This is a genomic window from Streptomyces griseoviridis (assembly GCF_005222485.1).
Classification (GTDB): Bacteria; Actinomycetota; Actinomycetes; order Streptomycetales; family Streptomycetaceae; genus Streptomyces; species Streptomyces hintoniae.
On record NZ_CP029078.1, the window covers coordinates 3,326,858 to 3,338,827 of the forward strand.

At 75.2% G+C, this 11,970-nt stretch carries 10 protein-coding genes; 8 read left to right on the forward strand and 2 right to left on the reverse strand.

All coding sequences use genetic code 11. From position 1 onward, the window contains the following. From DDJ31_RS13925 to DDJ31_RS13950, 6 genes are read left to right on the forward strand one after another with little or no spacing between them, the layout of a single operon-like run. On the forward strand, positions 1-1,356 hold the full coding sequence (locus DDJ31_RS13925; protein WP_240678210.1) for an O-antigen ligase family protein: 1,356 nt from the start codon (positions 1-3) through the stop codon (positions 1,354-1,356). Further along, positions 1,353-3,230: a murein biosynthesis integral membrane protein MurJ gene (gene murJ, locus DDJ31_RS13930; protein WP_127179967.1), complete on the forward strand. Its 1,878-nt coding sequence runs from the start codon at positions 1,353-1,355 to the stop codon at positions 3,228-3,230. Before DDJ31_RS13925 ends, murJ begins: the two co-directional genes overlap by 4 nt. Beyond that, positions 3,214-3,984, forward strand: coding sequence for a polysaccharide deacetylase family protein (locus tag DDJ31_RS13935; protein ID WP_127179966.1), 771 nt, complete (start codon positions 3,214-3,216; stop codon positions 3,982-3,984). The genes murJ and DDJ31_RS13935 overlap by 17 nt, the downstream gene beginning before the upstream one ends. Then, positions 3,981-5,141 (forward strand): glycosyltransferase, encoded by a 1,161-nt coding sequence (locus DDJ31_RS13940; protein ID WP_127179965.1) that lies wholly within the window; start codon positions 3,981-3,983, stop codon positions 5,139-5,141. Before DDJ31_RS13935 ends, DDJ31_RS13940 begins: the two co-directional genes overlap by 4 nt. Next, positions 5,138-5,791, forward strand: coding sequence for a lipopolysaccharide biosynthesis protein (locus DDJ31_RS13945; protein ID WP_127179964.1), 654 nt, complete (start codon positions 5,138-5,140; stop codon positions 5,789-5,791). The genes DDJ31_RS13940 and DDJ31_RS13945 overlap by 4 nt, the downstream gene beginning before the upstream one ends. Beyond that, positions 5,788-6,885 carry a GNAT family N-acetyltransferase gene (locus DDJ31_RS13950; RefSeq protein ID WP_127179963.1) on the forward strand — a complete coding sequence of 366 codons (1,098 nt, stop codon included), beginning with the start codon at positions 5,788-5,790 and terminating at the stop codon, positions 6,883-6,885. The genes DDJ31_RS13945 and DDJ31_RS13950 overlap by 4 nt, the downstream gene beginning before the upstream one ends. Positions 6,886-6,907: 22 nt before the next feature. Here DDJ31_RS13950 and DDJ31_RS13955 read toward each other — a convergent pair whose 3' ends face one another. Further along, positions 6,908-8,209, reverse strand: a complete 1,302-nt coding sequence (locus DDJ31_RS13955; RefSeq protein ID WP_127179962.1) for a glycoside hydrolase family 26 protein — start codon at positions 8,207-8,209, stop codon at positions 6,908-6,910. 169 nt (positions 8,210-8,378) lie between these two features. Between DDJ31_RS13955 and DDJ31_RS13960 the strand changes: the two genes are divergently transcribed. After that, positions 8,379-9,641: a carboxylate--amine ligase gene (locus DDJ31_RS13960; protein WP_127179961.1), complete on the forward strand. Its 1,263-nt coding sequence runs from the start codon at positions 8,379-8,381 to the stop codon at positions 9,639-9,641. Then, the gene (locus DDJ31_RS13965) at positions 9,641-10,900 is read left to right on the forward strand and encodes an NAD(P)-binding domain-containing protein (protein ID WP_127182804.1); all 1,260 of its coding nucleotides are present in this window, start codon (positions 9,641-9,643) and stop codon (positions 10,898-10,900) included. Before DDJ31_RS13960 ends, DDJ31_RS13965 begins: the two co-directional genes overlap by 1 nt. Before the next feature lie 88 nt (positions 10,901-10,988). On the opposite strand, the gene DDJ31_RS13970 is transcribed toward DDJ31_RS13965, so the two are convergent. Beyond that, positions 10,989-11,861, reverse strand: a complete 873-nt coding sequence (locus tag DDJ31_RS13970; RefSeq protein WP_127179960.1) for a chaplin — start codon at positions 11,859-11,861, stop codon at positions 10,989-10,991. Positions 11,862-11,970 lie beyond the last annotated feature (109 nt).

Sequence of the window (11,970 nt, forward strand, 5' to 3'; positions counted from 1 at the left end):
GTGAGCCACGCCCTGACCCTGGCCCTGCCCCGTGCGCGGGCCTTCTCCCCGGTGCTGCCGGTCGTCGCCGTGGTCGCGCTGCTGACGCTGCCGGTCGCGCAGGACGGCGACGGCGGCGCGGGACCCGCCGACGCGGCCTCGGCGCTGCTGGTGCTGTACTGCGCGATCCGCCAACTACGGGAGCGCAGACGCCCGTTGACGCCGACGGCGGCCGTCGTGCTGGGGCTGCCCGTGGTCGGGCTCGCGGTGGCCGCCGTGGGGGCGTCCTCGGCGTCCGCCGGGATCGGCGGCATGGGCCGCTACCTCCAGATCTTCGTGCTGGTCCCGGCGGCCGTGCTGCTGCTGGTCAGGGACCGGGCCGACTTCCGGGTCCTCGCCTGGTCGTTCGTCGCGCTGGCGGGCTGGCAGGGCGCGGTCGGTGTGCACCAGTACCTCACCGCGACCGGCGCCTCCTACCAGGGCGAGGAGATCCGCGCGGTCGGCACCTTCGGACCGCAGGACGTGATGGGGATGGCCACGGTCGTCTCGTTCGGCCTGGTCTGCGCGCTCGGCCTGGCCCTCGGACCCGGCACCGCACGGCGCCGGGCCCTCGCCGCCGGCTGCGCCCTCGCCCTGCTGGCGCCGCTCGCGCTCTCCTTCAGCCGCGGCGCCTGGATCGCGACGGCGGTCGCCTGCGCCCTCCAACTCGCCCTGGCCGGAGTGCGCAGGGCCCTGCGGATCGGCGCGGCCGTGGCCGCCGCCGGGGTGGTCCTGATCGGCGGCCTCGGCGTCGGCTCGACGGTCCTCCAGGACCGGATCGACAGCATCACTCAGGTCACCGACGCGCCCGACCAGTCGGTCGTCGACCGGTACACGCTGTGGGCCGCGGCCGTCGGGATCTGGCGCGAACACCCGCTCACCGGCGTCGGGTTGAAGGACTTCCCCGAGTACCGGGACGGCCACGCCTCGCTCGCGCTGTCCGCGGGCAGCGACACCGACGGCGCGGGCGCGGGCTTTCGCCGCCAGGCGCTGCTCTCCCCGCACAACATGTATCTGCTGGTCCTCGCCGAGCAGGGGCTGATCGGCCTGGTCGCGCTCGCGGGCGGCTGGCTCGCGCTGCTGGTGTGCGCGCTGCGCGGCCTCGGGCGGGCGCACCGCTCGGGCACCGGCCTGGACTGCGCGCTGATCGGCTGCGGGCTGCTGATCTGGCAGCTGATCGACTTCGGCTACGCCGACATCGGTGGTCCGTCCACGGTGCTGACGGCGGTGTGCTTCGGCCTGGTGGCGTGGTGGGCGCTGGCCGGCGCCGACGGCACCCGGGCAGGCGCGCCCGCGCCGGTCCCCCGCCCGCTGCCGGAACAGGCGGCGACCCGATGAAGGCGACCCCCTCGCACACCCCCAGCCCGCCCGGCACACCCCCGGCTCCCCAGGAGGAGACCGGGGCCCCGACACGTTCCGACCCCCTCACGCGGACGGACGGGAGCGGCGCGAGCGACGGCAGCGGCGGAAGCGGCGGACACGACGACGGGAGCCGAGCGGCGGACGGCAGGGACGGCAGGGACGGCAGGGACGGCGCGAACGAGCCCGGCACCGCCGCCGCCACCCCCGTCCCCCCGCCGCCCGTCACCGTGCCCGCCGCCCGGGGCGCAGCGCCCGCGTTGCCGCGGGGCGGTGTCGAGGCGCCCGTCTCCGGCGGGTTCCTCGCCAAGGCGGCGCTGGTCACCGCGGCCCTCTCGATCGCGGGGGCGCTGCTCGGGCTGGTGCGGGACCAGGCGCTGGCACGGCTGTTCGGGGCCGGCAGTGAGACCGACGCGTTCCTGGTGGCCTGGACGGTCCCCGAGTTCGCGGCGACGCTGCTCATCGAGGACGGGCTGGCCTTCGCGCTGATCCCGGCGTTCAGCCTGGCGCTTGCCAGGCGCGCGCAGGGGGCGCCGGGCGATCCGGTGCGCGCGCTGGTGGCCAGCACCCTGCCCCGGCTGTCGCTGGCGTTCGCCGCGGTGGGCGCGCTGCTCGCGGCGACCGCGCCCTATCTGGTCGAGGCCCTCGCGCCAGGGCTGCCCGACCCCGCGCTCGCGGTGGACTGCACCCGGCTGACGGCGACCTGCGTCCTGACCTTCGGCCTCGCCGGGTACTCCAGCGCGGCCCTGCGCGCCCACCGGCGCTTCCTGGCGCCCGCCGCGATCTACGTGGCGTACAACGTCGGCATCATCGCGGGGATGTTCCTGCTCGGCGGGGCGTGGGGGGTGCGCTCGGCTGCGGCCGGCGTCGCGTTCGGCGGCTGCCTGATGGTCCTCGTCCAACTGCCTTTTCTGTGGCGGCAGTTGCGGTCGCATGAGAGCGAGATCCCGGAGATCGAGGTGGCCGGCGGGCAGCCGCGGCGGCTCGACGTCGCGCTGATGGCGACCGTGCTGCTGTTCGCGCTGTGCCGGCAGTCCCAGGTCCTCATCGAGCGGTTCCTCGGCTCCAGCCTGCCCTCCGGCGCCATCTCCCACCTCAACTACGCGCAGAAGGTCGCGCAGATCCCGATGACGCTGTCGATGATGCTGTGCACGGTCACCTTCCCTGTGGTCGCGCGGGCGCTCGCCGACGGCGACGTCGAACGGGCCAGGGACCGGGTGGAGCGGGATCTGGCGCTGGCCGCGTTCGTGGTGCTGCTGGGCGCCGCCGCGGTGATCGCCTGCGCCCCGCAGATCGTCGAACTCCTTTTCCAGCGCGGCGCGTTCACCGCGCGGGACACGGCCGCGACGGCCTCCGTGATACGGGTGTACGCGCTCGGGCTGCTCGGCCAGACCCTGGTCGGCGTGCTGGTGCGCTCCTACTTCTCGGCGGGCCGCCCCTGCTGGTACCCGGTCGCCGCGATGGCGGCCGGTATCGCCGTGACGACCTGCGTCGGCGCCTGGGCCGTCGGCCCGTGGGGCGTCTCGGGCATCGCGCTCGCCAACGCCACCGGCATCACCACCACGGCCGCCCTGCTGCTGGCCGGCACCGGACCGCGCAGCGTCCCGATCCGCACCCGGCGGGTGCTGGTGGAGCTGGGCAAGCCGGTCCAGGCCGCTGTCGGCGCGACGGCGGCCGGCGCGTTCACCGCGCACCACATCGGTTCCGCCGTGCTCGGTCTCGCCGTCGGCTGCGTCACCGTGGCCGTCGTCTTCGTCGTGCTCGGCTGGGCTCTGGGCGCCCAGGGCTTCGCGCCCGCGCTCCGTTCTGTACGTTCCGTGATCCGGAGGCTCACGTATGCCCGCATCCGTTGACACCGCCGCTCCCACGACCACCGGCAGACACACCACCCCTGGCCCGGTGCCGTGGGTGGCCATGTACCACTCCGTCGGCGACTGCTCCGACGACCCGTACCGCATCACGGTCACCCCCGAGCGGCTGAGCGCGCAGCTGCGTTGGCTGCGCGGCCGCGGGCTGCGGGGCGTCTCCATGGGCGAGCTGCTCGCCGCCCGCGCCCGCGGCGAGGGCCACGACCTGGTGGGGCTCACCTTCGACGACGGGTACACCGACTTCGTCGACAACGCCCTTCCGGTGCTGCGGCGTTGGGGGTGCGGCGGCACCCTCTTCGTGCTGCCGGGACGGCTCGGCGGCGTCAACGCCTGGGACCCGCTGGGCCCGCGCAAGCCGCTGCTGAGCGCGCACGGCATCCGGCGGGCCGCGGCGGCGGGCGTCGAGATCGGCTCGCACGGCCTCACCCACGTCGACCTGACCCGCGCCGACGACGCCGTCCTGGCCGCGGAGGTCGCCGAAAGCCGGGCGCTGCTCCAGGAGTTGACGGACACGCCGGTCGACGGGTTCTGCTACCCGTACGGCACGGTCGACCGGCGGGCCGCCGACGCCGTGCGGGAGGCCGGTTACGGCTACGCCTGCGCCATCGACCCCGGTCAGCTGAATGGGTTCTTCGCACTCCCGCGCGTACACATCGGGCAGAACGACACCGCCGTGCGGCTCTACCTCAAGCACCGGCTGCACCGGCTGCGACGCCGGCCCGTCGAGGGGCTGCGGTGAAGGCGCTGCACGTCATCACCGGCCTCGGGGTCGGCGGCGCCGAACAGCAACTGCGGCTGCTGCTGCGGCACTTGCCGGTCGACTGCGATGTGGTCACGCTCACCAACCCGGGCGCCGTCGCCGACGGGCTGACGGCCGACGGGGTGCGGGTGACGCACCTCGGCATGGCGGGCAACCGGGACCTGGCCGCGCTGCCCCGGCTGGTGCGGCTGATCAGGAGCGGCGGCTACGACCTCGTCCACACCCACCTCTACCGGGCCTGCGTCTACGGGCGGCTCGCCGCGCGGCTGGCGGGCGTGCGGGCGATCGTCGCCACCGAACACTCCCTGGGCGACTCGCAGATGGAGGGCCGCGGGCTCAGCCGGGGGGTGCGGGCCCTGTACCTGGGCAGTGAACGCCTCGGCCGCTCCACGGTCGCCGTCTCCCCCACCGTCGCCGACCGGCTCAGGCGGTGGGGCGTGCCGGGCCCGCGCATCGAGATCGTGCCGAACGGCATCGACCTGACCCGCTTCCGCTTCGACCCGGTCCGCAGGCACCGCACCCGGCAGCGGCTCGGGCTGCCGGAGGGCGCGTTCGTGGTCGGCGGCATCGGGCGGCTCGCGCCCGGCAAACGCTTCGACGTCGTCATCCGCGCCCTGGCGCACCTCCCCTCCGACGTCTGGGTGCTGCTGGTGGGCGGCGGCCCCGAGGAGAACGTGCTGCGCCGGGTCGCGCACCGGGCGGGGGTCGCCGACCGGGTCCTGTTCACCGGTGAGCGGCCCTACACCGCCGACGGCGGCCCGGGGCCCGACCTGCCGTCGCTGACCTCCGCGATGGACCTGCTGGCGTCGCCGTCCCCCGAGGAGGCCTTCGGGCTCGCGGTCGTCGAGGCGCTCGCGGCCGGCCTGCCGGTGCTCTACGCGTCCTGCCCGGCCATCGAGGACCTGCCGCCGCGGGCCGCCGCCGCGGCCCTGCGGGTCACCGGCGGCCCCGCCGCGTTCGCCGCGGCCCTCGCGGCGGCCAGACGGGCGGGCCCCACCGACCGCACCGCCCCCGACGCCGCCCGCCACTACAGCATCACCCGCAGCGCCGCCCAGTTGATGGACGTCTACGCGGCGGTGGTCCGTCCCCCCGTGTCCCGCACCTCTGATTCCTCCCAGGGAGCCAGCCCCCGATGAACGAGAACCCCACCTCTCCGCGGCGCAGGGCCGCCCTCCGGCGCGCGAAGGCGCTGCCCGCCTGGTCGCTGGTCGCGGCCGGCGCGCTGGCGGGCGCGACGCTCGGCGGCGGCTACGGCGCCGGCAGGACGCCGACGTACACGGCGACCAGCTATGTCGTCGCCGTCCCGACCGCGAAGTCCGACCCGGCGTCCGCGCTGGGCTTCGCGCAGGCCTACGGGCGGGTCGCCACCCAGCTCGCGGTGCTCGGCGACGCCCAGGTCTGGGCGGGCGTCCCGGTCGCCACCCTCCAGAACAGCGTGCACGCGGCGACCTCGCCCGACGCCCCGATGGTCGCCGTCACCGCGACCTCCGCGCGCCCCGATCTGGCCGCCGACATGGCCAACGCGGTCTCCCGCGCCCTGACCAGGCACGCGAGCGACGTCCAGGGCTCCACCCACGTCGAGTTGCAGCAGTTCGCCCGCGCCACCGAGCCCGCCGCGCCGTCCTCGGCGTCCGCCGGGGTGACCGCGCTGGTCGGCGCGAGCGCGGGCGGTCTGCTCGGCGGACTGCTGCTGCTGGTGCGCCCGCGCCGCAGGCGGCCCGAGCCAGCCAGGGCCGCCTCGGTGCCCGGTCCCGCGGTCGCCGCCGAAGCCCACGGCCAGCTGTGACGTACACGACCGAACTCGTCACCGACGACGGCGACTTCGCCGCACTCGCGGCCGACTGGGGCCGCCTGTACGGCCGTTGCGGCACGGCGACGCCGTTCCAGAGCCACGCCTGGCTGCACTCCTGGTGGCTGTCGTACGGCAGGCGCGGCCGGCTGCGGCTGCTGCTGGTGCGCGACGGCGGTGAACTCGTCGCGGCCGCGCCACTGATGAGGGCGGGCGGCCCGGTGCCCTCCCTGGTGCCGCTGGGCGGGGCGATCTCCGACTACGGGGACGTCCTCCTGGACGACGGACACGGCGAGCGGGCCGTCGACGCGCTCACCGAGGCGCTGTCGGGCGCCGCCCGCACCGCGCTGATCGACTTCCGCGAGGTGCGGCCGGGCGGCGCGGCCGAGCGCGTCTACGAGCGCTGGCGCGGCCCGCGCCGCCGGGTGGGCGACTCGCTCTGCCTCGAACTGCCGGCCGTCCCGATGGACGAACTCCTCGCCCGGCTGCCGTCCGCGAAGGCCCAACGGGTCCGCGCCAAGCTGCGCAGACTGACCGCGCTCGGCGTCGAGCGGCAGGTGGTCGGCCCGGACGGGGTGGACCGCGCGCTGCGCCGGATGCTGGAGCTGCACCGGCTCCAGTGGCAGGGCAGGAAGGTGACGAGCGAACACCTGCGCCCCCGGTTCTGCGACCACCTGGTGCGGTCGGTGGGGCCGATGGTGCGGTCAGGGGACGCCGTCGTCACCGAGTTCCGGCTCGACGACGACGTCGTCGCCGTCGATCTGACGCTGCTGTCGCGGCGGCTGGCGGGCGGCTATCTGTACGGCGCCCATCCGAGGCTGCGGGAGCGCAAGGCCGACGTGGCGGTGATGCTGCTCGACGCGTGCGCCGCGCACACCGGCTCGGGGGCGCGCGGCGCGCTGAGCCTGCTGCGCGGCAACGAGCCCTACAAACACCACTGGCGGCCCGACCCGGTCGTCAACCAGCGGCTGCTGCTCGCCCGCCGACGCACCGCGCCGCTGCTGACGGCGGCCGTCGGTGACGTCGCCGCCCGCAGGCGGGGCAAGGAGCTGGTGCGCGCGTGGAGGGAACGCGGTGGCGGCGGGCCCTGAACGGCCCGCCGCCGCATCCGGGTCAGCGGTCCCGCGACCACCAGTCGAAGCGCAGGCACAGCTTCCCGCCGAGCCAGTGCTCGACCCAGTCGCCCAGCTCCACCGGCGCGCACTCGGTCGGGTGCACCTGGGTGGGAGGCGGTGTCGTGGACGGCTGGGGCGGTGCCGGAGTGGTGGGCTTGGTGGGCTCCGGCGTCGTCGGGGCCGGTTCGTCGGTGCGTCCGGACAGGACCGACCGGTAGACCGCGGACGACTTCGGGTTCTGACGGCACTGCCAGACGCCGTGCGGGCAGTAGTCGGTCAGCGTGTTGTACAGCGGCTTGTGCTCGTCCATCCAGCCGAGCATGCGCCGCATGTACTCGGCGTTGTCACCATTGCGGAAAAGCCCCCATTCGGGATAGGAAATGGGCTTGCCGTGAGCCTTGGCGAAGTCCACGTGTTCCTGAAGTCCGTAGGGTTCTTTCACCTGCTGGTCGAACGTGAGGCCCGAGGGCTGGTCGTAGGAATCCATGCCGAGGATGTCGACCGTGTCGTCCCCGGGATAACACTGCGTCCACGGAATGGCGTCCCGGCCGCGGGTCGGCGCGAAATCGAACCGGAATTTCTGGCCCGGCACCGAACGCATGGTGGTGACGATCCTGTTCCAGTATTTCTTCCAGGCCTCCGGGTCGGGACCGCAGCGAGAGGTGTACGTGATGCCGTTCATCTCCCAGCCGAGCACGATCACCGTGTCCGGCACCTTCAGCTCCACCAGACGCTGGGCGAGGGCCTTGAAGTGGTGATCGAACCGCCCGGCCGCGCCCTGCCGCAGCAGGGTCCGCACCCCGCTGTCGGGGACACCGCCCTCGTTGCTCTCCAGCATCGGCACGTTGAGGACGAGCATCCGGTCGTCCCGCTCGGTCCGCCAGTCCGCCCAGACGTCGAGGAAGCCGTGCGCGCCCTCGATGTTGCTCCAGCGGTCGCCCGGCAGATAGGTGTGGCCGACCCGCAGGTCGGCGCCGGCCAGCCACTGGCTCAGCTCCGCGATCCGGGCCACCCCGCGGGCCCCGTAGTCGAGGTAGGCACCGAAGGCGGGGACGCCCTTCGTGAGGCCGCCCGGCTGCGGGGCGCGCGCGGTCACGGCAGGGACGGTCGGGGCCGCCGGGGCGGGCGTGGCGGCCGGGGTCCGCGGCGCCGAGGGGCGCGGAGCGGGCGGGCCGGCGAGCCGCACCACCCCCGAGCCGGCCGCGAACCCGGGTCCGGCCGCCAACGCGGCCGCCACGACGACCGTCGCCGCGACGACGGTCGGCCGCCAGGCCCGTGGACGTCGCTGCTGTGAGGCCATGCGTGCTCCTCCCACTCCGCTCTCTCCGGCTCTCGAATTGTCCGGCATAACTGACACTCAGTCATATCAGTATGAATTCCGCCACCGTGCTTGGGGCTTTCGAGTGGCCGGATCGCCCGCACGAGTGAAACGACCGGAACCACCCGATCGACTCGAAGGATCAATTCGCGTGTCCCTGTTCGACATCCGGGTCCCCGCCGTTCTGCTGCGGATCGACCGGAATCCCTTTCACCACGGCACCCTCGGTGCCGTGCGCTCGCTCGGCCGGGCGGGTGTGGACGTGCATGTGATCGCCGAATCCGACGGAAGTCCCGTCTCCGCGTCCCGTTTCGTGGGACAGTCGCATCCACCGCCACCACCGGGCGCCTGCGCCGACGAGATCGTCCTCGCGCTGCGCCGGGTCGCCGCCCGGGTCGCCAGACCCGCCGTCCTCGTCCCGATGGACGACGCGAGCGCCCTCGCCGTCGGCGCCCGCCGGGACGCGCTCGCCCCGTCCTACCTGCTGCCCGCGATGGCCGCCCGGGTACCCGCCCAGGTCGCCGACAAGTCCGAACTCGCCGACCTGTGCGCGGACCTGAACGTCCCCTACCCGTCGACGATCGTCCCGGACAGCCCCGCCGAGGCCGCCACCGCCGCCTGGCGGCTCGGGCTGCCGCTGATCGCGAAGTGGAGCAGGCCCTGGCTGCTGCCGGCCGGCACGGGACTGCGCAGCACCGCCCTCGTCGGCTCCGCCCGCGAGGCACGGGAACTGTTCCACCGCTCGGGCGAGGCCGGATCGCGGCTGCTGCTCCAGGCGTTCCTGCCGCCGGGCCCCGAGAGCGACTGGTTCTTCCACGGCTACGCCGACCGCACCGGCGCCCTGCGCGGCGGCGGCACCGGCGTCAAACTGCTGGCCTGGCCGCGCGGCGCGGGCCTGACGGCGGTGGGCCGCTGGACCCCCAACCCGCGGGTCACCGCGCTCGCCGACCGCCTCGTCACCGAACTCGGCTACCGGGGCATCCTCGACCTCGACTTCCGGCGCGGCCCCTCGGGCCGCTACCACCTGCTCGACTTCAACCCGCGCCCCGGCGCCCAGTTCCGGCTGTTCGCCGACTCCGCGGGACTCGACGTCGTCCGCGCCCTGCACCTGGACCTGACCCACCGTCCGCTGCCCGCCGGACGGCCGCTGCCGGGACGCGAGTTCGTGGTCGAGAACTACGCCCCGCTCACCGCCGTGCGCCCCGCCCACGGCGACCGCGAACTCGCCTGGCACTCCCCCGACGACCCCGGCCCTGGCCGCGCCCTGCGCCGCCTGTGGACCCGGCACGCGGCCCGCCGCCTGTGGACCCGCCTCGGCCCCGCGACCCCGGCCGCGCCCCCCGCACCGGCCCCCGCGCCGCCCGCCCCCTTCCCCTCCGACCTGTCCGACGACGAGAAAGCGAGCCGTTGCTGATGTACGACCTGCTGGTGGTGGGTGCCGGACCCTACGGCCTGTCCATCGCCTCCCACGCCGTGAGCGCCGGGCTGAACGTACGGGTCCACGGACGGCCCATGGCGTCCTGGCGCGACCACATGCCGCGCGGCATGTTCCTCAAGTCGGAGCCCTGGGCCTCCAACCTCTCCGACCCGGGCGGCCGTCTGAGCCTCGCCGCCTACTGCGCAGGCCGGGGCACCGAGGCCAGGCACGGACACCCGATCCCGGTGGAGACGTTCGCCGAGTACGGCCTGTGGTTCGCCCGCAACGCCGTCCCGGAGATCGACGAGCACCTGGTGACCCGGGTGGCGCCGGTCCCCGGCGGCTACGAGGCGCTCACCGCCGACGGCCGGCCGCTGCGGGCCCGCACGGTGGCCCTCGCGGTGGGCGTCATGCCGTTCGTCGAGATCCCCCCGGCACTGCGCGGCCTCGGCCCCTCCCTCGTCTCGCACAGCAGCCACCACAGCGACCTCGACCGCTTCAGGGGCGACGACGTCACGGTGATCGGCGGCGGCCAGGCGGCCCTGGAGACCGCGGCGCTCCTCGCCGAACAGGGCACCCGGGTGCGGGTGCTGGCCCGCGCGGACGGCCTCTCCTGGAACGACGTGCCGCCGCCCTGGCAGCGCCCGTGGTGGCAGTCGGCCCGCTCCCCGCACAGCGGCCTCGGCTGCGGCTGGCGGAACTGGTTCTACTCCGAGCGGCCCGGCCTGTACCGGCGGCTGCCCGAGGCGACCCGGGCCCGCGTGGCCGGGACCGCGCTCGGACCTGCGGGCGCCTGGTGGGTCCGCGACCGGGTGGAACCGGCCGTCGAGGTGCTGCTCGGCCACGAGGTGACGGCCGCGCGGGCGGTCGCGGGCGGGGTGCGCCTCGACGTGCGGGACCTGACGTCGGGTTCCGCGCGCGCCCTGGAGACCGGGCACGTCATCGCCGCCACCGGCTTCACCGCGCGCCGCGAGCGCCTCTCGCTGCTCTGCGACGAGCTGCGCACCGGCCTCGCGGTCGTCGCCGACGGCTCCCCCGCCGTCGGCCGGGACTTCGAGTCGTCGTACCCGGGGCTGTTCCTGGCCGGTCTGGTCACGGCGTCCGGCTTCGGCCCGGCGATGCGCTTCGTGCACGGCGCGACGTACACGGCGGGGTCCCTGGTGCGGGGCGTCCGCCGCCATCTGCGCGCCACCGCGCACCACGGCACGGTCCCCGCGCCGCCGCGCGAACGGACGGCGGCCACCGCCGCCCGCTGAGCGGCGGCGGTGGCCGGAGGAGCGACGACATGCCACGGGTGCCGGACGGACCGCCGTCCGGCACCCGATGTCTCTTCCGTGCGAGGTCCTACCGCTGGACGCCGGTCCGGCCCCGCCGGTACAGCAGCGCGCCGGCACCGATCAGCACGGCACTGGCACCGCCCGCGGCGAGCATCCCGCCGCTACCGGTGTGCGCCAGCTCGGGCCCGGGAGCCGCGACGGGAGGCGTGTGCCGCCCGCTGCTGGGGGGCGGGGTGTGGTGCCCACCGCTCGGGGGCGGGGTGTGGTGCCCACCGCTGGGGGGCGGGGGCGTGTGCTCGCCACCACCGGGGGGCGGGGTGTGGTGACCGCCGCCGGGAGGCGTGTGATGTCCACCGCCGGGAGGCGTGTGATGTCCACCGCCGGGAGGCGTGTGGTGACCGCCACCGGGAGGGGTGTGGTGGCCGCCACCGGGCGGGGTGTGGTGCCCGCCACCGGGAGGCGTGTGGTGACCGCCGCCAGGAGGCGTGTGATGTCCACCGCCGGGCGGGGTGTGGTGGCCGCCGTGCGGCGGGGGCGTGTGGTGGCCGCCCTGGGGCGGGACACGCGGTGGGGGCGTGTCCTCGCCGTAGCCGCCGCTGCCGTAGCCCGAGTCCTCGCCGTAGCCGGACTCGTCGCCGTAGCCGTGGCCGTGGCCGTGCGGCAGGCCCGGGACCCGGTGGTGGTGGGGACGGGGGGAGGAGGCGTTGACGCACTTGTTGCCGAACGCCGGGTTGAGCGCGGCGGCGCCGTCGACGGTGTTGCCGCACGCGTTGACCGGTACGTCGACCGGGACCGCGACGCTGTTGCCGGACAGGACACCCGGCGAGCCCGTGGCGACCGCGCCGGCATGCGTGTCGGCGAAGGCGGGGCTGCCGTACAGGGACAGAATGCTTGACGCGGCGGCTGCCGCGACCATTCCCTTACCCAGGGTCTGTCGCATCTGGTTGTCTTCCTGCTTGAAGAAGTGGGAAAAGCCGGCCTCGGCACCGGAAGCGGTGTCCGAGGCCGGCTTGGATCAGCCGTACGGCCGAGGCGTGAGCGTTACGCCG